Here is a 22,203-nt window from a genome sequence, read left to right as displayed (position 1 = left end):
ACAATGAAGACAAGGGAGAAAGACGCACTTTGTTGGTAGGGAAGTGGTTGTCAGTACTTTTGCAGTTATATCCTAACTAAATAGGTTTTTGATTTGTTTTGAAATTTAGTAAAACAAACTCAAAAACCATTTTGCATACTGCACTACATCCTGAAAAGCTGGCAGTTTGACAGTGATTATAGTCTAATTATGGCAGGGTAATTGCTGCTTTAGGCTGATTTATAGCAAAATATCATAAATATCCCAACTATCTAAGGTAAGAGAATTTATTTAAAAAATGTAACCTTTTAGCTAGTTGTTGAAATCTAGTAATTTTTGGAAATATTAACTATAGATATAAATTCGATTTGTTACTTCTAATATTACTAAATATCATGCAGCAGGAAGATTACCGAATTACTTAAAGAAAGTATTGTTTTAGCTCATGAATGGAAATGAGCATCCTACTATGAAAAACCTGTGGTTTTTCATGTTGGGTGAAATTGTCATGTCTGGGAATATTTGAATTTTTCATATTTCTACTTTGTTCTGGAGGAAATTTTCATGCGTAGCTTATTTGGTTGGTTATTAGCACAGACAACTTTGGTGGTTGTGGGAGTAGCAACGGCGGCATTTAACCCCATAGTAGTTTCGGCACAAACAACAGAGCCATCTACAACACCTGCGCCATCTGTGACACCTTCCCCAACTGCTGCTAGTAATTTTTCTGATGTGAGTACAGATTACTGGGCAACCCCTTTTATTCAAGCGTTAGCAGCCAGAAATGTAATTTCGGGATTTCCAGATGGTTCATTTAGACCTAACCAAGCTGTAACTCGTGCCGAATTTGCGACGATGATTCAAAAAGCTTTTAATCAAAATCCGGTTCGGCAAATTAGTGCGGGTGGGTTTACAGATGTACCTACTGGCTATTGGGCGGCTCCTGCAATTCAAGAAGCTTACGAAACTGGGTTTATGACGGGATATCCTGGTAATGAGTTTCGCCCTAATTTGCAAATTCCGAAAGTTCAGGCGATCGCAGCTTTGTCCAGTGGTTTAAATTTAAATACTAGCGGCAATGCTTCCGATGTTCTCAACACTTACTACACAGATGCTTCTGCAATTCCTGACTATGCAGTTAACAATGTGGCTGCGGCAACTCAAGCTAACATTGTTGTCAACTATCCAGATGTAAAACAACTTAATCCCCAAGTTCCGTTAACTCGTGCTGAAGCTGCAAGTTTGTTGTATCAAGCCTTAGTCAGACAAGGACAAGCCCAACCTCTGGCTAGTAATGTGACGGCTGCTAATTATATAGTGGCAGGCAATACTGGTAATACTCAGACTGGTAATGATATCGTTTCCATCGCTGCATCTAATAATTCTTTTACTACCTTAACTACTTTATTAAGGACAGCAGGTTTAGCTGATACTTTACAACAACCAGGCCCTTATACAGTGTTTGCGCCTACAGATCAGGCGTTTGCTGCTTTGCCTGCTGGTACTATTGAACAGCTACAACGACCAGAAAACAGAGAATTGTTGGTGAAAATTCTCAGATATCATGTGGTTCCTGGCTCATTAACTTCTACTCAACTCACACCTGGCGAACTAAGAACAGCTGAGGATCAGTCTGTAAATATCAAGGTGGACAGTGCGAATAATCAAATCGCTGTCAACGATGCGCGAGTGATTCAACCGAATGTTCAAGCTAGTAATGGTGTGATTCACGTTATTAATGAAGTTTTAATACCACCTAACTTGAATGTGAGTCAACAACCCACAGACAATAATCAAACTACTCCTGGAACCACAACTACCGATATTAATGCTGGTAGGGCTACCCGTGGCGGCTCTAGTTATGTTGGTGTTGCTGGTAATATCGGTATACTAGGCGGGGACTCCGCTTTAGGAGGAGGAAACATAGCAGTAATTAGTAAAGTCGGGCTAACTAACTATATTTCTGTACGTCCTTCTGCCGTATTTGGTGACAACACCGTAGTTTTAGTACCCTTGACATTTGACTTTTTACCTCGTTCTGTTAATCCTACAGGTGAGCAACGTTTCCCTGTTTCACCTTTTGTTGGTGCTGGTGTCGCTATCAATACTGGCAATGATGCTGACGTTGGACTGTTGTTAACTGGTGGTGTGGATGTGCCTTTAGGCGATCGCTTTACACTCAACGGTACTGCCAATGCTGCTTTTCTAGATCGGACTGATCTTGGTTTGCTGTTCGGTGTTGGTTATAATTTCTAATTCAATACAGTGTATTGAGCTTTAAAACTGATGGCGATCGCTTGTCTTTGCAGATGGGCGATCGCTTTTGCTGTTTTTCTCAATGTTAGAGTGCGTCAGATATTAAAATTCCCTCCTCCGCGTCGGAGAAGGGATGCAGGAGAGATCATATCAAACTACATCTTGCACCAGTTAATTGATTGCAAGTTTTATCAGGTGGGCAATATTTAAAGTTCGCGCAAACTTTAATCTTTACGCCAAGAGCATTGCCCACCCTACATTTGGAGAATTATCTACCAATACCAACGTATTGGAAACCTGCTCTCACCATTGTTTCAGGGTCGAGGAAGTTACGACCATCAATCACGACAGGGTTGTTCATCAGTTGTGCCATTTTGGCATAGTCTAGCTGGCTGAATTGCTGCCATTCGGTTACAAGTACCAAAGCATCACAACCATCGGCGAGTCTTTCGGCATCAGTTTCAACTAAAACGCCAGACAAACCATGACGCATCCCGGTTTGAGAAATAATTGGGTCGTAAGCTTTAACTTTCGCTCCTAAGCGGTTGAGTTGCTCAATTAAGTTAAGGGCGGGTGCATCGCGCAAGTCGTCTGTATCGGGTTTGAAGGTCAATCCGAGTAAACCGACTGTTTTTCCTTTGAGGATTTTCAGGACTTGCTGAAGTTTTTCCAAAGCAATCAAACGCTGGCGTTCATTAACGCTGACAGCTGATTTGAGTAGTTGGGCTTCGTAACCATAATCATCAGCAGTGTGAATCAAAGCGGAAACATCTTTGGGGAAGCAAGAGCCACCCCAGCCAATGCCTGCTTGTAGGAATTTGTTACCGATGCGGGAGTCTAAACCGATGCCTTTAGCTACTTGAGTCACGTCAGCACCAACGCGATCGCAAATGTTAGCAACTTCGTTAATAAAACTAATCTTGGTAGCCAAGAAAGCATTCGCAGCGTATTTGATCATCTCTGCTGAACTGAGGTCTGTCACTAGTACAGGTACAGGTGGTAAAGATTGGTCAGCTGCAAACTTGCGTTCGACAATGGGGGCATAAAGTTCTTGCATCATAGCGACTGCTTTCGAGCTATTGCCGCCTAAAACAATGCGATCGGGGTTAAAGGTATCGTATACTGCTGAACCTTCACGCAAAAACTCTGGGTTGCTGACAACATCAAAATGTGCAGCCAGTTCTGGCAATTTGTCATCACTAGGCACACCACCTGCTGGTACCAATGATTTTTGGCGTTCTGCAATGCCATCTAAAACAATCATTCTTACCCAATCACCAGAACCAATGGGTACTGTAGATTTGTTGACGATGACTTTATAACCGCCATTGAGGTTGGAACCAATTCCACGGGCTACAGCTTCAACATAACGGGTATCACTTTCACCAGTGGGTAGGGGTGGTGTACCCACAGCAATAAAGAGAATTTCACCGTGGGCAACCCCAGCCGCGAGATCGGAAGAAAACTGAATATTGCCAGATTGAATGGCAGATTGCATAATTTCCGAGAGTCCTGGCTCAAAAATGGGTGATTGCCCAGACTTCATCAGTTTGACTTTTTCTTCGTTGTTATCGATGCAAACTACATCATGGCCAATGTGAGCCAAGCAAGCACCTGTAACTAAACCAACGTACCCAGTACCAATTACGCAAACACGCATTTTATTAACTCCTCGCTTTCTTGGGGTGATTCTTCAAAAATGAAGTTGTCAATACGACATTTACACGCCGTTGATGAACTAATGATTGAAGTACAAGCTATGAAGGCAACTTAGCTTTTACTCTGATTCAGAGCAGTTTGATCAACTGTGGGGAAGCTTAAATCCTAAGTATCGCTTTTTATGCGATCGCGGAAATCCTCTACTGTCAGTTTTAACCCCTCTTGGAGCGGAATGGTAGGTTCCCAATTTAACCAAGTTTTTGCTCTGGTAATATCAGGGCGACGGCGGCGAGGATCATCAGAAGGTAATGGCTCAAACTTAATTTCGGCATCTGTATTCACTAACTTCTGCACAGCCTGCGCCAATTCCAAGATTGTGTATTCGTCAGGATTACCTAAATTGATCGGGCCAGTAAATTCACAATTCATCAACCGCATCAGTCCTTCTACTAGGTCGGATACGTAACAAAAACTACGAGTTTGTGTACCTTCACCATACACAGTTAAGGGGATACCCCGTAATGCTTGAACTACCAAATTACTGACTACCCGACCGTCATTTTCTAACATCCGAGGGCCATAGGTGTTAAATATCCGGGCTACGCGAATCTCAACTTTATTTTGTCTGTAGTAGTCAAATGCTAAAGTTTCCGCAATCCTTTTACCTTCGTCGTAACAAGAACGCAATCCAATGGGATTAACATTACCTCTGTAGTCTTCGGTTTGGGGATGAACTTCTGGATCACCGTAAACTTCACTAGTCGAAGCTAACAAAAATCTAGCTTTTACACGTTTGGCTAACCCCAACATATTCAGCGTTCCCATGACGTTAGTCTTAACGGTTTTCACTGGGTTGTACTGATAATGTACTGGCGAAGCGGGACAAGCTAAATGATAAATTTGGTCTACTTCTAAACGAATTGGCTCAGTAATATCGTGGCGGATCAACTCAAAGTTCGGGTGTCCCATCCATTTAAAGATATTACGTTTAGTACCTGTATAAAAATTATCTAAACAGATTACTTCATGCCCTTGGGGGATTAATCGATCAATGAGATGGGAGCCAATGAACCCAGCGCCGCCCGTCACCAAAATTCTCATAGTTTTCCTGATATTTACAGATACTAGTAGTGGCTGTTTAGCTTGTTTTTAGAGTACCCAGCCGAGATACAAAAATGCAGGGCGAACAGAGCTAAATTTTAGTAATGTATTTTATGAGTGACTAATTTGTTATGTATGCAATTTTGTTACATGAATACTTGGTTGCTGGACAATTCTTCTAGCAAAATAGCAAACATCACCGAAAGCTTGAGCATTTTTACTAGAGAATTCATGAAATCTTCAACAAAATTCAGCTGCTTGTAAAACCCGAATTATAATCAGTAACTGCTTTTCATCTACCTGAAGTTACAAAATTGCCGACTGCAAGTTGTGAGTTAGGGAAATTACTTAAATCATATAACTCGTGTTAGCAATAGTTTTAGATATGTTCGTGACTTGCGTATTTTCAGAGGCTTTCAGGATGACAATCGAGCAAGTCAGGTGCTTGGCGATTTGAGTCGTTAGATCACTCATCACTAAGCCACCAGGGATATGATAGTTACGGATAAAAGGTAATACTACCAAATCATACAGTCTAGCTGCCTGTAAAATTGCCTGGGCAATATTGTCATGAGCAATCATTTGAATTTCTGGGGGATTTGGCAGGGCTAACTGTGAGACTAAAACTGTCAGTTGAGATCGCCTAGCGGCAATTTTACTAGAACTAATACGGCGATCGCACACATTTAAAACTGTGACTTGGGCTTGATTGGCCTCTGCTAACATTTGGGCAAACTTAACAGCAGGCAATACAGGCGACGTTAAATTTTCTAATGGTACAAGAATGCGCTGAATTTTTTGGGGGGACTCTACTAGACATGTGACTGCTACAGCACAACGGGATGCCCATAATACACTGTCATTTACATTACCAAATAAACGCGATCGCAGACCATTGCGTTTACCCCAACCCATAACAATTAAACTGGCTTTCTGCTCACGTGCAGCTCGGCTAATTCCGGCTCCATAAGCATTGTCAATCCGCAGTAGTGGTACTGTTTCAATTTTCCCGCCCAGACTCTGATCAGTGGCTTTAGCTAATAACCGTTCACTTTTTTGCACAGATGCTTCTAGTTGTCCTCCATCCATCCGCACCGCAGCCGGAGCAATATTTAACGGGATAATTTTGCTTTTTTCAAACCGGGCTAATAATGCCGCCATTTCCATTAAGTACTGCTGCGTATGAGGATTATATATCGGTACAACTATAGTGAAAATACTAGGTTTTTCGGCGATTTTGGCTTCAGATAAATTTACTGTGAGTGCTTCTGACTGGGGTGTAGATGTTAAAGCCACAGCAAGGCGATCTGTAAGTACAACCCCTAAAGCTGATGTCATCAGCACTAAGGCCACTATACTCTGAAATACTTCTATGGAGAGCCAGCCAGCGCGATACCCTAAAAAAGTTCCCGCTAAGGTGGTACTCACTTGGGGTAGCGATATCGACCACATAGTAAACATTTCTTGCCAGTTATAGCGGTAGCAAAGTTTTGCTAACAACGCCGCTAAAAATTTACTAACAATTACACAAACAAAGACTAACAAGGTTAACTCTAAAACTGTAATTCCACTGCTCCCAGCAGGCAAATTAATTAAAACACCAAGGTTAACAAAGAATACCGGAATAAATAAAACACTACCTACAAATGTAATTTTTTCTTTGGTGGGACTGTCACCAACCACTGTATTCACTACCAGGCCTGCTAAAAATGCTCCGACAATTTTGGTAATTCCCAGTAATTGACAACTGATGAGGGCAATAAATACTGAGATCAAGACAAATAAAAATTTATTGCCTTCATCATCTCCAGAACGACGGAAAAATTCTTGTCCAGCCCAATCAAAACCCATCCAAATAATTGTTGTATAAATAATTAACCGACCTAAATATGTGAGGATGTAAGATAAATTGAATGCCTCTGTGGGTTGGCTAGATAAAAAAATCGCTAATATCAAAACAGCACCGATATCAGTTAATATTGTCGCTTTAATCGAAGTGCTAATGGCTTGATTATTAATAACTCCCAAACTGCTGAGAAGGGGATATGCCAAAAGAGTAGAGGAAATAAATAAGCAGCCGATGAACAGAGATGTATTCGCCCCCCAACCGCAAATCTTCCCGATGAAGAGTCCCATTAGTAAAGAGATAATCAAAGTGAATCCAGCAAATCCCCAAGCTTGTTTTTGACTCTGGTGTAATTGGCGAAAGTCTTTTTCTAAACCTATCAAAAACATCAAATAAATTAAGCCAATGTTAGATAGTAGGTTAATGATTGAGTAATCAGTGTGAACTAAATTCCAACCTGACGGGCCAAGTACAACTCCAGAACCAACTAAACCAACTAAACCTGGTATTCTGAGGCGCTCAAATAAAATGGGTATAACTAAAATTATCAGTAATAAAATTGCCAAAGGAACGATTGGTTCTTGACCCAGATGGAAATTAGGTTCTAGCGCAAGAACTGGTAAGACTGGTTCCATAGGTAGGACTTCAATGAGCGACGGTAACATAACGATCGCTTAATAAGCGATCGCACAATCAAAATAAATCATTATAAAAGCCACCCTGATAAATGACAAAACAGCTTATTTGAGATTACTTAGGTAATTTTGCATAAAATAACTACCTATGGATGGATTTGACTCAAAATAAACCGTAAGCGGTCATAATCATCTTTCAGCAGCACACTCAGCATTCGTCCCGCTTTCACCAGCCATTCTCTGTCAGCTTTGCGTAACTGATAAACATCTCGAATAGCTGCTGCCGTTAAAGACTCTACTGGCGCACCATTTACAGACAATAATGTCCGTAAAAAATCTAATTCTTCTGTAAATTTAATAATTGCTTCCGCTTCGCAGCGATAAACCGCTTGGTGAATTTGCGGTGGGCGGGGCGGTAAATACTGATATATCCGGGGAATTGCTGAGGAATTTTGGGTAGGTGGTGAAAAACCAACAATCGCCGCCCGAAATTCCGTTTTGAGCATGGCAAATATCTGTGGTTGTTCTTCTCGTAATTCCTGCAATGACAAACCCATCGCCACAGCCCGATGTACAGAATCTATCGGCATCGTTGTAGCATAAGACACCACAGCATACACTTGATTTCCAGACTCTTCATCCACAGCACAAACCCAACTACCAAAAGGTGGCATAGCCGGAAAGCTCAAATCCTCTGGTTCCAAGCATTGTGCCAGAAATTCAGTAGTATTAGTCTCAATCACCTCCGCAATGTGGCTGGGGTGGCGATCGCTTGTCGCAAATTGTGGTAGAGGAAGACGCATAGAATCAAGTTAAAAGGCAAAATGCAAAAGGTGGAACACGAAAGGCAAAAGAGTTAGTTATTTTTCTTTTGCCTTTTTACTTTTTACTTTTTACTTTTTACCTGCTTTCCGTCCTGCTGTGGTGTCTACAGGTTCCAACTCTGACAGGCGAAAGGTAATTAGCTTATCCCAATTGCCACCTTCAAACAATACAGCTACCTTGCCATCACTTACCCGTTGTACGAGTCCTTCATAGCGATAGTAGGTATCTGCGGGATTTTTAACACGAACAGTTGCTCCAGGCAGAATCATGATTTTTACCCTCGCTGGTTTACTGTTAATAGCTTAATACTTGTCCTTTGTCATTGGTCATTTGTCCTTTGCATTAAAACTATTGACTGATGACAAATAACAGGCGACTCATAAATAATACTTCTGCTTTTGTCGGAAGTTTGCCACCGATTCTACTATTCCTAAAGCGATGAAATTAGTCAGCATTGCAGAACGGCCATAACTCATCCACGGTAAGGGAATTCCAGCCACAGGTGCTAAACCAACGGTCATTCCCACATTCACAATCAACTGAAATACAATCATCGACAAAACACCAATCGCCAATAAGGAACCAAAATTATCTTTGGCAGTTTGGGCTACGTGTAACAGACGAAAGCAAATCAAGCAAAACACAAACAAAACCACTAAACAACCCACAAACCCAAATTCTTCACCTACAGCAGAGAAAATAAAGTCTGTATGCTGTTCAGGAACGAAATTGAGTTGAGTCATCGGCCCTTTAAACAAACCCCATCCCCAAATTTCGCCTGCACCAATGGCAATCCGCGATTGAATCAGGTGATAGCCTGCGCCCAGAGGATCATGATCGGGGTTAATAAATACGGTGAGGCGGTCTTTTTGATACTCTTTTAAAACATGGTTCCAGGCAAAAACACCGAGTTCACCACCACAAATATTCAGAATCCAAGCGCCAATCGCACTCAGTCCAAATCTTCGCCAAGGAAGTGTTTGCCAGCCTACAATTGCCATTGCAAATGACCAAACTATCCCTAAAGGCCCTAACGCTAATTCTTTAAATAAGATGATTGGCTCTGATAAAGGCCAGTAAATACTAAACAAAATGGCGGAAACTACCGGAGAAATCAACAAGATGAGCCAGCCTGGATTGGCATTAGCCCAGTACAACATTCCTAAAACGATCGCTCCAAATACCAAAGATGTCGCCAAATCTGGTTGTAAAAATACTAGTCCCCAAGGAACGGCAGTAATCGCCAAGGCGCGAAAGACGTTATCCAGGGAAGAAGCTGTCCGCTTGTGTAATAAGGCGGCGAGGGTAATAATAATGCCAATTTTGGCAAATTCCGACGGTTGAACATTAAAACCTGCAACGCTAATCCAGCGTTGTGCGCCTTTAGCACTCGTACCAGCCAGCATCACCGCAATCAAACTCAGGTTAGTTAGACCATAAGTAATCCAATGCCACTGGAGTAGATTTTCGTAGCGGATACGAGCTAAAAATAACGCGATAAAAGTGCCAATTCCTGCTACTAACCAGTGCCACCACCAATCTGTCACCGGTTGTTTGAGTTCTGTACTAAGAATCATCAGACCGCCAAACATACTGACGGCCACAGGCAAACAAAATAATAACCAATCTACTTGTTGCCAAGGTTTAACCCAAGATTTCCAGCGAACTTTGGGAAGTGAACGTTTTAACAACATTGTGTGATTTTAAAATTTAATTTGGAGAGTTAAATTTACTGAGTAAAAGAATTTAGGAAACAGTAAGTAAAATTCAGGAGGAGTTTACCAACCTATGAATTTATTTCTCAAACCAAAATACTTTTTCACTATATTCCTCATACTTAAAGAATGAGAAATAGTGACTTCTGAATTTTAACTTCTAAATTCTCAATTCATAATCTGTATTCCCAGGCAATTGCCCAGGAATCAGACAAAATTAAAAAATTTATGCCGTCAGTGCAGCGACTGATACTTTACCGGCGATAGTCAGGGCGATCGCTTTTAAGGCTTTCGCCGAAGCCGAATCTGGTTGAGACACCACAATCGGCACACCACTGTCACCACCAACTCTCGTGGAAATCTCCAAGGGTACGCAACCCAATAAAGGCACTCCCAATTCTGTAGCAGTTTTTTCACCACCACCAGAACCGAAAATATCGTACTGTTTATCTGGCATATCCGGGGGAATAAAGTAACTCATGTTTTCTACTATTCCCAAAACAGGGACGTTCATTTGCTGAAACATCCGTAATCCTTTCCGAGCATCTAATAAAGCGACGGTTTGTGGTGTTGTTACAATTACAGATCCCGCCATTGGTACAGCTTGGGCTAAAGTTAACTGAGCATCACCAGTTCCCGGCGGCATATCCACAATTAAATAATCTAGCTCGCCCCATTCCACTTGATAAAGAAACTGGCGAATCACACCATTCAGCATCGGCCCCCGCCAAATCACCGGCTGGTCTTTATCAATCAAAAAGCCCATTGAGACTAATTTGACTCCATGATTAAAGGCAGGTTCTAACACTTCACCTTTATCGGTAGAGCGAACCACAATTTGAGTATCACCTAGTCCCAACATGGTGGGATCGTTGGGGCCGTAAATATCAGCATCCAGCAAACCAACTTTTGCACCTGTTTGGGCCAGGGCGACGGCGATATTCACCGCCACTGTGCTTTTACCTACACCACCTTTGCCACTGGAAACTGCCAAAATATTTTTCACACCCGGAACACCATTGCGATCAGGTAAACTTTTTTGCTGGGGTGTTTCGGCTGTGACTTCTACCTCGACTTCCATCACGCCTGGGAGTTTTTTAACAGCTTTTTCACAATCTTCAACAATAAATTCACGTAAAGGACAGGCAGGTGTGGTCAAAACCAAAGTAAAGCTCACCTTGCCACCGTCAATGTTAACGTTGCGAATCATATTCAGTTCTACCAGACTCTTGCGGAGTTCTGGGTCTTGCACAGGCCGCAATACTTCTAAGACAGAACGGGAATCAAGGACATCGTACATAGTGTTTTCAGCATTACCGCCGTAAAAAATTTAAGAAATTTTTTATTCTCACCTAATAGAATCTTAACTTTGTTGGGGAGTCGGGAATAGGGAGTAGGGTGTAGGGAGTCAAGGATGAGAAAATAATTTTGGCAGTACCAAATTTCGGATTTGGCTTCTAACCTCCAACCCCTACTCCCAACTCATCACTCCCTCATTTCTAAAAATCAAAACAACCATCATTCAACGGTTTTTTCTTACTAGATACCGCTTGCACTGCGGCATTTTCTACGGCTTCAACTAAAGAACGTGCCACCCGATCTGCATAGGGACGAGAAAATGACCAAATCAGGGGAGATAGCCAGCCTTTGAGGGTGACAGAATAAGACAAACAAGTTCCACACACCGTAGATTCCACTTGATAAGTAATTCTCTCTTCCACCCCAGGAATTGCCAGCACTCTCACACTCAAAAGTTCTCTGGGATTTACCCGTTCTACAAAGATACGGATAGGAAAGGGCGAAAAGCGGGTGACGGCTTGATAAATTAATCCTGGTTTGGGGACTAATCCGTAGGGTACATTAGTACTTTTGAGTAGGGGATGCCAGGATACATCGGTTAAGTCAACTACTTTTTGCCACAGTTCATCTACAGAAGCGTCACTAATCTCTCGATACGTCCTGACCAAAGACGCACAAAAGCGACGACGTTTGCGGTGGATGAATTTTGATAACCAACCTCGCATTTGCCTTATCCTCCTCGCTACAGACTTGCTGTTAACTCTGGTATGGTGAGCAATCATGATTGCTTTGATTTAACATTTCTCAATATTGGTGGCAGCATCGCAAGTACCGATTAGTCACAGATAATAACAAGGTTGCTAGGGCTGGAAACCGAGGCTTGCAGGGCATCACCATCATCAGTACGGCATATACTAACTTGCCTGAAGTTGATCTAACACCAGAATGTTCCCATCAAGAAGTACAAAAAAAACTGAGTCAATATACAAGCCTATACGCATTTGAGGGAAAATAACTCTAGTCATACACATCAATCGTTTAAAAGTGTGACAACTAAGACAAAAGTAGTTTGAGTAAGTCGAGCTAAAAAAACAGTTCTTATTGTCTACCAATTTTTAACGGAAAATTTCTGGGTTTTTGGCAATTGTAATTAAGGTTCGGGAATCTCTATGTTGACTAATTCGCACACCCCAACAGTAAAAGCAGCCTCATCCAAGTTCTTGCCGCCAACGGATGCTAAGGCAAGGGTGAGTCAGTTTATGAAACAGCTGCAAGACGAAATTACCCAAGCGTTGGCCGAGTTAGATGGTGTGGGTAAGTTTCAAGAAGATGCTTGGGAACGTCCAGAGGGTGGTGGTGGGCGATCGCGTGTACTGCGTGATGGCAGAATTTTTGAACAAGCAGGTGTAAATTTTTCTGAAGTTTGGGGTTCTCATCTGCCGCCCTCGATTTTAGCCCAACGTCCAGAAGCGGAAGGACACCAATTTTATGCTACAGGTACTTCTTTGGTGTTACATCCACGCAACCCTTATGTCCCCACAGTTCACTTAACTACCGTTATTTTGAAGCTGGCCCCGTTTGGTGGTTTGGTGGCGGTGCTGACTTAACACCTTATTACCCCTTCGCCGAAGATGCAGCCCATTTCCACAAAACTTTGAAACAAGCTTGTGATCAACACCACGCCGAGTATTACCCAGTGTTTAAGCTTTGGTGTGATGAGTATTTTTACCTCAAACATCGCAATGAGACACGGGGGGTCGGCGGTTTGTTCTTTGATTATCAAGATGGTCAAGGTACTTTATATCGCGGCCCTAACCCCCAAGGCCCAGCAGCGAATTACAGCGACCAAGTAGGAGTAGTAGCGCAACGGACTTGGGAAGATTTATTTGCCTTTATCAACAGCAGTGGAAGAGCTTTTTTACCAGCTTACGTGCCAATTGTAGAACGGCGACATGAAATAGAATATGGCGATCGCGAGCGCAACTTCCAACTCTACCGCCGCGGCCGCTACGTGGAATTTAACTTGGTTTACGACCGTGGCACAATTTTTGGACTCCAAACCAACGGCCGCACCGAATCGATTCTTATGTCCTTACCGCCCTTAGTACGCTGGGAATATGGTTATCAGCCCGAACCCAATTCCCCGGAAGCCGAATTGTATAATACTTTCCTCAAGCCGCAAGATTGGATCAATTGGACAACAACCCCCTAAGATCACATACAATGTAATCCCCCAAGTGAAATTTATCTGCCGAGAAAGTTCAGTATTGGGTGCGTTGTATAGGAATATAAAATTCTGCATATTCGTTACTTGGCACTCAGAGCTTTCAACTCAGCACTTTCATTAGTACTCAGCACTTTTTTTAGTGAGTTACACTACTAAAGGTAAGCACCTAGTAATTAGGTGACTATTTTAGCTATAACTTGTTTATCTCAAGTGTCAGCACTGGATAGTCCTCTTAAGCGGTGAGTCAACTAATTTACCAAGTTTCTGTCAAGCTTTCGTGCCTACGAAAGTCAGGATTACCAAAAGAGTAAGTTGTTTGACTCACCAATCTCAGGCTCAATCCAGCAATAGTCAATTTGAAAATGAGTGCCACGGGGATTTTTAGTGATAAAAATAGATCAAACAACCTATACCACCCAAGACGGTAACACCGTCATAGTTTTAACACCGGCTGGTCGTCTGGATATCACCACAGCTTGGCAGTTTCGCTTAAAGTTGCAGGAATGTATTTCTAAGTTGAGTCGCCATGTAGTGGTGAATCTTGGGCAAGTAAATTTTATTGATAGTTCTGGTCTTACCTCTTTGGTAGCTGGGATGCGCGATGCGGATAAAGTCAAAGGCAGTTTCCGCATCTGCAATGTACACCCAGAAGCCAAACTCGTGTTTGAAGTTACCATGATGGACACAGTATTTGAAATTTTTGAAACAGAAGAGGAAGCTTTAGAAGGTGTTCCTCGGAGTATCGCCAGTTAATTCAGTGCTGAGTATGAATAACTGCACTAACAACCTCTGAGAAAACTGCTCAAGGCTAACAGTTAGGCTTTTTTACTCAGCACTCAGCACTCAGCACCATCAAGAGAATACTGTTCCCGTTTAGTGTAGCGATAAGGCCCTAAAATCGCTCCCCAAGTTGCTTTGCCAGTTTCCGAGTCAATGCCTTTGTCGTAGCTGTAAAATTCTGCTGCTGTAGCTGTAAACCCCAAGGAAACTTGTATATTGTTGCCTTGATAATTAAAGCAGCAACGAGTCTCGGTTGGTTGCGTAGCGATAAACTTATAGTTTTTGGGAGTTAATTCTTCCTGAGTTAGTGTCAATACACACCCCGGCAATAAATCTAATTGTTCGACTGTGAGTGTCTTGAGTAAAGCAGGATTACGGCCTGCGCCACTTAAGGCACTTGGATCTTTAAGCATATAGTACTGGAGTTGCAAAGGTGCATCCCAATTTTTCCCTGCCCTTAACCGCATAATTCGCTGGCGATAAGGACGATCTAAGTTGACAATATTCGCTTGTTCAGCAAACAAAGTAATACTGTCTTGAGTGAATAAGTTCACTGGTCTTTGCCACATCCGCAAATGAACATACCAAGCAGGCTCTGCTAAAGCTTGTTCTCGATTGTCAAATTCCCCAGCTATATAATTACCTAGAGTAATGAGAAGCGGTGAAAGGCTCATAAGTTGAGATGCACAATTCAAAATGTTGGATCAAAAATAATTCGGGAGTCAAAATAAATTCAGTAGGGAACTCATAGTCACCACTGAGTGTATGCAGCGAAATAGACAATTCTGCCCCTAGCTGAAAATTTGTTATTGATTCGCCAATCTGAAAGAATTTGGTGGAAATTCTCTGTTGATAACGTTGATCCCCCCCATGCTACCAAATTAACCAAAAATTCTGATGAGAAAGCCGAACTTGGCAAAGTAGCCTTTAAGGGAGACAATAAAGTAACTTCGCCCTTAACATTCTTAATATTTTTTTTGTGAATAACGTCCGTACTGTCTCTGATACCAAGAGAACTTTCTACTCCTTACATACCCGCCCCATCAACACAATCTATCGTCGGGTAGTAGAAGAGTTGATGGTGGAAATGCACCTACTATCAGTAAATGTTGATTTTAGTTACAATCCAATTTATGCCTTGGGCGTTGTCACAACCTTTGACCGCTTTATGCAAGGCTATCAACCAGAAAGAGACAAAGAATCAATTTTTCAGGCTATCTGTCAGGCTGTAGAACAAGACCCACAGCGATATAGACAGGATGCTGAAAGGTTAAAAGCTTTGGCAAAAAGTTTAGCAGCTAGTGATTTAATTGCTTGGCTAAGTCAAACTCATCATTTAGACCGTGATCCTGATTTACAATCACAATTGCAAGCGATCTCCAACAATTCTCAATTTAAGTACAATCGCTTGTTTGCCATTGGTCTATTTTCCTTACTAGAAGAGTCAGACCCAGACTTGGTTAAAGATGAAAAGCAACGCACTGACGCAATCAAAACAATTGCGGCTGGGTTGCATTTATCTGAAGACAAACTCAACAAAGATTTGGAGTTATATCGCTCTAATTTAGAGAAAATGTCACAAGCACTAGCAGTAATGGCAGATATGCTCTTAGCCGACCGCAAAAAAACGCGAACAGCGTCAACAGACTACACCCGCTACTCCCCCTACGGCTAACGAATAGCTAACATTGTTAGAGATGATTTATCAAGTAAACCTTAAATTCTAGGGTGCTTTATAGCAACGCTGAACGCACCGAGAAAGATGGTGCGTTACAGCTAATTCTCACTCTTTTAAGTTCCAAAATCTTTGTATAGCTGTAACACACCCTACTTAAATATTTACTTTATAAATAGCCTCTTAACAGTCAAGAAATCAGGATGGAGTATAAATGCTGCACAACTGGACTAATGAACTCTTCTGAATCCTGAATTTTTGATTCAGACATTTTTTTCTTCAATCCTTTGGGGGAAAAGTAATTTTGTTACCCTCTGGAGTGCTAATTACCTTTCCTCCTAAAGCCTCAATTTCTCTGACTACTCTTTTGCGAGTTTTTTCATCGACTCCATTACTTAATATCATTGCCCAGGTAGCAATTCTAGCGTACCTGCTATCAGGATTTTTGCTCAAAAATAAAGCGGTTTGATAGGAATTGTGAGTTATATATTTACTTTCTGGATCGGAATAGTTATTTGCCCAATTAGCTGCCATACTGAAAGAATTTTGTGCAGCTTGAGAATTTCCTAAAAATAATAATTCATCAGTACCTTTATAACGCCATATATAGTAAGATTTTTCTGGAACTTGAGGAGTCATACTGCGTAAACCCTCTTCCATTAATTTAATTGAGCGTTCTGGCATAGCAGCATACAAAGAAGTGCTAGTAGAAAGCCCGACATAAGCTCCTAAAAATTTTGGGTCATTTTTAATAATAATATCAAAATATTTTGGGCTAAGACTATAACCTGTTTTTTCTCGCACTTCATCATCACCAAAGTACTGCAAGAAATTGAGATAAACCCAATTAGCCATCAAGTTGTCATAACCAAAACTAGGTATCTCTTTTAATAAATTTAACCGGAGATTTTCAGCTTTGATATCTTTTTGTAAAACTTCTAACGAAACATCTTGTTGGTTAGTTAGCAGTGATTGTAATCGAGGGAATTGCAGGGCGCTAACTCCTAATACGCTAAAACAGGCTACTAAAGGTGTAATTAAAGCTTGATATGATAAACGCAGCATAGATAACCTAATACTTAAGTTGCTTGTAAAAACAGTATTCCTACTTTCAATCCAGGGGATAAAAGCTTGTCATAAACAAGCTGATGCTTGTTTTTCATATTGCAACGAGGCTTGGAAAAAAAATTGAAGCCGAAGTCTTCTAAAAGTTGAGTAGCCCGTGGTTGAGAAATATAACTGCGCTCGGTAAAAATTTTACCCAAAAGCCCGAATCTGTCTGCTAATTTTATGTCTCAACAGTCTTTGATGCCACTGGCTGTCAAAAACTGTGTATACAAGTATATTTTATGAGGATAAATTCTGCTGCTGGTTTCTTTTCTGTACTGCCTGACTGAAAATTCGTATCACTCCAATCTCGTGGCTATCTTTGGGGAAGTATATCGAAGTGTGTCTGTGATCTATTTGACTAATTCACTCTTAAAGACTTAGTGTTGGTTACTAGAGCTTTCACTGGTAAGACTAGCAATCTGTTTAAAATCGGCAATATATTACCAGATAAATTGTCCATTAAATATTTATTGTCCAATTTAAAGAATTATTGTCCATTTTGCATACAGAAGTAATAATCGCTAAAAAGCTTATTATTTAAGGCTTTTAGCGATTTTTGTATCCACTTAGTTAATTCTAAATTTTTAAATTAAATGATGTCATTTTTTTGGGGGGAGCAGCTTATGCCCAGAAAGACTACCAGCCAAGCCTTTCCTGCATTTGAGGCTGAAGAGACAGCAAAAGCAGAGGAAGAGCAAACAAAGCATCTGCTTGTTAACGAAGATTCTCCAGAATATTTAAAAAAGGTGGACTTAATAGACGCTATTCGTCAAGCACCTAATAAGGCGGCTCGTAGGGATGCGATCGCAGATGCAGTAAAAGCTTTGGGTAAAAGCACTCGAACTATTAAACGTATGGTAGAAAAAGTTGAACAAGTAGGAGTTGCAACTTTAGCTGTTGGGCGTAAGGATAAGGGACAATATCGTATTTCTAAACAGTGGCATGATTTTATTGTGAACCTTCATAAATGGGGTCATAGAGAAGGTTCCCGGATTAATCATCATCAGATTGTTGGGTATTTAAAAGCTTTAGCCTCTCAGGGAGAAAAACTGCAACAACATAAATATGATGAAAAATTTAAAGAATACTCTCAGGTGCGAGAGGACTTAATAGCAGGAAAGCACCCTTCTCATGTCACTGTATATAAAGTAATCAATTCCTATTTAGAAGAAAAAAATAAGACAGTTCGCCATCCTGGTTCACCCATAGAAGGTCAAATTATTCAAACCACTGAGGGCATTCTAGAAATTACTCACAGCAACCAGATTTGGCAGATAGACCATACTAAATTAGATATTTTGTTAATTGATGAGGAAGACAAACAAGTTATTGGTCGTCCATACATCACGTTGGTAATGGACAGTTATTCTGGTTGTGTTACAGGTTTTCATTTAGGGTTTGAAGCTGCTGGCTCTCATGAAGTTGGTTTGGCTTTGCGTCATGCAATTTTGCCAAAGCATTATAGGAAAGAATATGAGCTTGACGAAACATGGCAGATTTATGGAATTCCTGAATATGTAGTGACAGACCGTGCAAAGGAATTTAAGTCAGAACATTTAAAACAAATTTCACTACAATTGGATTTCAAAAGGCGTTTACGTGCTTTTCCCCAAGCTGGTGGTTTAATTGAATCGATATTTGACAAAATTAATAAAGAAATTTTGTCCTTGTATGGTGGTTACACTGGTTCTAGCGTTGAAGAACGTCCTCCAGAAGCTGAAAGAACTGCTTGTATAACACTTGATCAGCTAGAGAAAATATTAGTCAGATATTTTGTAGACCACTACAACCATCATGATTATCCAAGGGTAAAAAATCAAAAACGTATTGAGCGATGGAAATCAGGTTTTTTACTAGAAGAACCTGAACTTATCGATGAACGTGAACTCGATATTTGCTTAATGAAAACTGCCATACGGAATGTAGAAAAGTACGGTTCTGTGAAATTTCTGGGTTGGGTATATCAAGGAGATTGCTTATTAAAGTATGAGGGTAAACAAGTTTCTTTAAGATATGACAAGCGTAATATTACAACAGTCCTTGCCTATACTCGCCCTATTAACGGTGAGCCAGGAGAATATCTTGGGATTATGCAGGCTAGAGATTGTGAACGAGAAAGAATGTCTCTGGCTGAATTGAATTACATCAAGAAAAAAATTGCGTGATGATGGTAAGGAAGTTGATAATTATTCTATATTAAACGAGCGATTATCTAGATTCGAGGATGTTGAGCAAACTCGTAAACAGAGACGCAGAGAACGCCAGAAGAAAGCTCAACAAGAACATGAAGTAAAAACTAATAAATCAAAAGTAGTCGAATTATTTCCTGAAAATGATGCACCAGAAGAAGTTACAATTTTACAAGAAAGTTTGATTAATACTGCCTTTGATGCAAATTCACAAAACATTGTAAATTCAAAAGATCAGCAAGTTCCACAGAATAAACCTGATACCAGTCAAACATCTAAAGTTAGAAGACCTAGAGTAAGTGTGAAAGATTGGAATCAATTTATGAAAGATAATTGGTAAGCGCAATGTCAGAGACAAACTTAGCCCATGTCAATCTAGAATTTCAGCAGGTAGCTGCAAGTTTTCAACCTGCTGAGGAACAGAGGCGATCGCCTCAATTACAAGCTGAGGTTGAGCGGATTGGTAAGGCTAACACGTATTTTGCTCTAGACCGTGATACCGAATTGTTTGACTGGCTTGATGATCAGCGTGATGCAAAACTCTGTGGTTATGTGACATCGGCTACGGGTTCTGGTTTATTAAAGGCCTGTCAACTGTACAGGACGCAATACGTAAAACGAAGAGGAACTCTGTTAGAAATTCCTGCGACTGTCATCTACGCCGAAATTGAGCAGCATGGTGGCCCAACGGATTTGTATTGTTCCATTCTGGAAGAAATAGGCCATCCACTTGCTAATGTTGGCGCATTAAGAGATTTGCGATCGCGTGCCTGGGGTAGTCTTAAAGCATACGGTGTAAAATTGCTCGTCATCGGTAATGCAGATTATCTAACGTTAGAAGCATTTAACGAGCTAATTGATGTTTTCACAAAACTCAGAATCCCCGTTATCTTGGTTGGAACTTACTATTTGAGTGAGAACATTCTAGAACGGAAAAGCCTTCCATACGTGCGCGTTCATGACTCATTTTTAGAGTCATACGAGTTTCCGAATTTAACTGAACAAGACATAATTGAGGTTGTGGAAGATTGGGAAGCAAAATTTTTGCCAGAGACTAGTCGATTAAACCTTACGCAAATTGAAAGTGCAATTTCTTATTTGCGGTTAAAGTCTGCTGGACTGATTGAGCCTTTGTATGATTTGCTTCGGAAAATAGCAATCTTGAAGCTAGATGAGCCAAATTTTGAACTCAATCAAGCTAATTTAACTAAGAAATTTGGCAGACGTAAGGAACCAAAAGTTAAGTTTAAGAGGAAGGGCTAATATAAATTAGTTTTACCAGAAATTTCCTTTGATGTAATGAAGGCATTTGTATATTTTCATCTATCGCTATATATTTTGAATTAATTTCCTACTTTATAGGTGAATGGTATCGCCTCCAGAAACGTCGCCAAATTAACAGCACTAAAATAGCAATAATAAATCCACTCAGGGTATATATACCTTTAGTTGTTGGCATTAACCACCAGGGTTCTTTTTCATTTGGCTTTGGTGGTACACTCAATTTTAAATTGCTTAAATTTATTAGGGTAGACCTAACAGGGTTATCATTCTTTTCCCCCAATCCTGGTAGCCCTGCAACAAATGAGCCAAAAGCCCATCCTCCAGCTAGGAGGGTAACGAAATTTTGAAAATTGCGATCGCGTTCAGCTTTTTCTACTTCAACTCGACTGCGAACGGCATTAATGGTATCTGAGAGTAATTTTAAACCTCGCTCCAGGTTTTCCGAGTCTTTAGTTATCTGTAGGCGATATTTATCTTTAACTAATTGACTAAACTCTGTTAAAAACTTAACTTCTGTTTCTTGATTTGATTGAATTTTGTGAGACTTTTGTTTAATTCTCCCTAAGCGTTTTTCATAATTGCTTAAATTAATATCAATCGTACCACCTTGAAAATCAAGAACAGTTAATTCTCTTGTATAATCATTGAGTGTATTTTGCACATCCACTAATGTTTTATGCAATGTATTTAACTCGCTTCCCTTATTTCTAGCTTGTTCAATAGCATCACTTCCAACTTTAATTTTAGTAAAATAAGTTTGTAGAGAATGTTTTAATAGACGACTTTGACTATAAGCCCAAACTATTTTTTGCCGATAATAAAATAACCGTATCCAGTCAGCATAAAATTTGCCAGATTCGTTTAAAGTAGCTTCATCGGGATATATTATGATAATAAAATGTTGATTGTTTTGAGTTAGTTCAAAAATATTTGCTCCGAGAAAGTGTCCTTGACCTTGTAAATCTCCTTCCCAATCTAAACCGGGCATTAATGCTTGATAACAAGCTTGGGCAATCTCTTCGGAGCTTTTAGTTTGAGCAGGAGGTAGCCAGCCAGAGAGCATCCAGGTTTGCCCAATAGTAGCTGTTTGACTATTTAAGATGCGCTCAATTTCGGCTTTGATATCTACAAAGCATTTAGCAGGTTGAGCATTAGTTTTATTTTTGAAAGCACACTCTACAAGTAAGCCATAACTATCACCGAGTAGCACAGGATAGAAATAGCCTTCATATTGTTCATGATGATGTTTTGTCTGTGCGTATACATCTTTGAGAAGATGTACATATTCGCCTGGAAAATCTTGCTCATTTTCTAATAATAATGGGCGAATATATTCAGGAATTTTATTGTAATAAGATTGTTGATTATGCTTAATCTCTTCTGGAGTATCACCTAAACTATACTTCAAGTCATAAAGAAAAAGGTCAATGGTGGGATAAATAAGGTCAGTCATTCCAAGAAATAATTTATATTTTGGATTCTGGATGGTAAACACAGATAAATAATTTTTTTATCTGTTAAAACATCAGGCTATTATCTTGTTAGTCAGCTAACAAATAAATTGATTCCCTGAGAACTTAAATTTATTGAAACAGATTATAAGTTATAGTTTTAACCCATGAT

Annotated in this window: 17 protein-coding genes and 2 pseudogenes; 7 read left to right on the top strand and 12 right to left on the bottom strand. The window is 40.4% G+C overall.

Going from position 1 to position 22,203, the window contains the following annotated elements:
- Positions 1 to 543 precede the first annotated feature (543 nt).
- The gene (locus ACX27_RS09965; protein WP_062291561.1) at positions 544 to 2,235 is read left to right on the top strand and encodes a fasciclin domain-containing protein; all 1,692 of its coding nucleotides are present in this window, start codon (positions 544 to 546) and stop codon (positions 2,233 to 2,235) included.
- 268 nt (positions 2,236 to 2,503) lie between these two features.
- On the opposite strand, the gene ACX27_RS09960 is transcribed toward ACX27_RS09965, so the two are convergent.
- The 8 genes from ACX27_RS09960 to ACX27_RS09925 form a co-directional block, all read right to left on the bottom strand.
- Positions 2,504 to 3,895 carry a UDP-glucose dehydrogenase family protein gene (locus ACX27_RS09960; protein ID WP_062291558.1) on the bottom strand — a complete coding sequence of 464 codons (1,392 nt, stop codon included), beginning with the start codon at positions 3,893 to 3,895 and terminating at the stop codon, positions 2,504 to 2,506.
- A 164-nt stretch (positions 3,896 to 4,059) separates the two neighbouring features.
- On the bottom strand, positions 4,060 to 4,995 hold the full coding sequence (locus ACX27_RS09955) for a UDP-glucuronic acid decarboxylase family protein (protein WP_062291555.1): 936 nt from the start codon (positions 4,993 to 4,995) through the stop codon (positions 4,060 to 4,062).
- 348 nt (positions 4,996 to 5,343) lie between these two features.
- On the bottom strand, positions 5,344 to 7,476 hold the full coding sequence (locus ACX27_RS09950; RefSeq protein WP_062291553.1) for a cation:proton antiporter domain-containing protein: 2,133 nt from the start codon (positions 7,474 to 7,476) through the stop codon (positions 5,344 to 5,346).
- 146 nt (positions 7,477 to 7,622) lie between these two features.
- Positions 7,623 to 8,279 (bottom strand): HAS-barrel domain-containing protein, encoded by a 657-nt coding sequence (locus ACX27_RS09945; protein WP_062291552.1) that lies wholly within the window; start codon positions 8,277 to 8,279, stop codon positions 7,623 to 7,625.
- Between the two features lie 90 nt (positions 8,280 to 8,369).
- Positions 8,370 to 8,570, bottom strand: coding sequence for an NAD(P)H dehydrogenase subunit NdhS (locus ACX27_RS09940; protein ID WP_062291551.1), 201 nt, complete (start codon positions 8,568 to 8,570; stop codon positions 8,370 to 8,372).
- Positions 8,571 to 8,678: 108 nt separating this feature from the next.
- The gene (gene rodA / locus ACX27_RS09935; protein WP_062291550.1) at positions 8,679 to 9,995 is read right to left on the bottom strand and encodes a rod shape-determining protein RodA; all 1,317 of its coding nucleotides are present in this window, start codon (positions 9,993 to 9,995) and stop codon (positions 8,679 to 8,681) included.
- Between the two features lie 247 nt (positions 9,996 to 10,242).
- The gene (locus tag ACX27_RS09930; protein WP_062291549.1) at positions 10,243 to 11,316 is read right to left on the bottom strand and encodes an Mrp/NBP35 family ATP-binding protein; all 1,074 of its coding nucleotides are present in this window, start codon (positions 11,314 to 11,316) and stop codon (positions 10,243 to 10,245) included.
- A 199-nt stretch (positions 11,317 to 11,515) separates the two neighbouring features.
- The gene (locus ACX27_RS09925; protein ID WP_062291543.1) at positions 11,516 to 12,040 is read right to left on the bottom strand and encodes an SRPBCC family protein; all 525 of its coding nucleotides are present in this window, start codon (positions 12,038 to 12,040) and stop codon (positions 11,516 to 11,518) included.
- A 444-nt stretch (positions 12,041 to 12,484) separates the two neighbouring features.
- On the opposite strand from ACX27_RS09925, the pseudogene hemF reads away from it, so the two are divergent.
- Together hemF and ACX27_RS09915 are read left to right on the top strand one after the other, a co-directional pair.
- Positions 12,485 to 13,527, top strand: a pseudogene (hemF, locus tag ACX27_RS09920) (oxygen-dependent coproporphyrinogen oxidase).
- Between the two features lie 399 nt (positions 13,528 to 13,926).
- Positions 13,927 to 14,295, top strand: coding sequence for an STAS domain-containing protein (locus ACX27_RS09915; protein ID WP_062298256.1), 369 nt, complete (start codon positions 13,927 to 13,929; stop codon positions 14,293 to 14,295).
- Positions 14,296 to 14,378: 83 nt separating this feature from the next.
- Here the strand turns inward: ACX27_RS09915 and ACX27_RS09910 are convergent, their stop codons facing one another.
- Positions 14,379 to 14,996: a chromophore lyase CpcT/CpeT gene (locus ACX27_RS09910; protein WP_062291538.1), complete on the bottom strand. Its 618-nt coding sequence runs from the start codon at positions 14,994 to 14,996 to the stop codon at positions 14,379 to 14,381.
- A gap of 305 nt (positions 14,997 to 15,301) precedes the next feature.
- On the opposite strand from ACX27_RS09910, the pseudogene psb29 reads away from it, so the two are divergent.
- A pseudogene (psb29, locus tag ACX27_RS09900) lies at positions 15,302 to 16,004 on the top strand (photosystem II biogenesis protein Psp29).
- 272 nt (positions 16,005 to 16,276) lie between these two features.
- On the opposite strand, the gene ACX27_RS09895 reads toward psb29, so the two are convergent.
- Together ACX27_RS09895 and ACX27_RS32335 are read right to left on the bottom strand one after the other, a co-directional pair.
- On the bottom strand, positions 16,277 to 17,062 hold the full coding sequence (locus ACX27_RS09895; RefSeq protein WP_062291533.1) for a hypothetical protein: 786 nt from the start codon (positions 17,060 to 17,062) through the stop codon (positions 16,277 to 16,279).
- 14 nt (positions 17,063 to 17,076) lie between these two features.
- Positions 17,077 to 17,262: a hypothetical protein gene (locus ACX27_RS32335; protein WP_062291531.1), complete on the bottom strand. Its 186-nt coding sequence runs from the start codon at positions 17,260 to 17,262 to the stop codon at positions 17,077 to 17,079.
- Between the two features lie 468 nt (positions 17,263 to 17,730).
- Here ACX27_RS32335 and ACX27_RS09885 point away from each other — a divergent pair, with 468 nt between their 5' ends.
- From ACX27_RS09885 to ACX27_RS09875, 3 genes are read left to right on the top strand one after another with little or no spacing between them, the layout of a single operon-like run.
- The gene (locus ACX27_RS09885; protein ID WP_062291529.1) at positions 17,731 to 19,272 is read left to right on the top strand and encodes a Mu transposase C-terminal domain-containing protein; all 1,542 of its coding nucleotides are present in this window, start codon (positions 17,731 to 17,733) and stop codon (positions 19,270 to 19,272) included.
- Positions 19,265 to 19,636: a hypothetical protein gene (locus ACX27_RS09880; protein WP_062291525.1), complete on the top strand. Its 372-nt coding sequence runs from the start codon at positions 19,265 to 19,267 to the stop codon at positions 19,634 to 19,636. The genes ACX27_RS09885 and ACX27_RS09880 overlap by 8 nt, the downstream gene beginning before the upstream one ends.
- Positions 19,637 to 19,641: 5 nt before the next feature.
- Positions 19,642 to 20,559: an AAA family ATPase gene (locus tag ACX27_RS09875; RefSeq protein WP_062298255.1), complete on the top strand. Its 918-nt coding sequence runs from the start codon at positions 19,642 to 19,644 to the stop codon at positions 20,557 to 20,559.
- A gap of 88 nt (positions 20,560 to 20,647) precedes the next feature.
- On the opposite strand, the gene ACX27_RS09870 is transcribed toward ACX27_RS09875, so the two are convergent.
- A complete protein-coding gene (locus ACX27_RS09870) occupies positions 20,648 to 22,033 on the bottom strand; it encodes a hypothetical protein (RefSeq protein WP_062291522.1) in 1,386 nt (461 codons plus the stop codon).
- Between the last annotated feature and the right edge of the window lie 170 nt (positions 22,034 to 22,203).

Source organism: Nostoc piscinale CENA21 (genome assembly GCF_001298445.1).
Taxonomy (GTDB): Bacteria; Cyanobacteriota; Cyanobacteriia; order Cyanobacteriales; family Nostocaceae; genus Nostoc_B; species Nostoc_B piscinale_A.
Note: the sequence above shows the minus strand (reverse complement) of the source record. Positions and strands in the feature narration are given on the sequence as shown.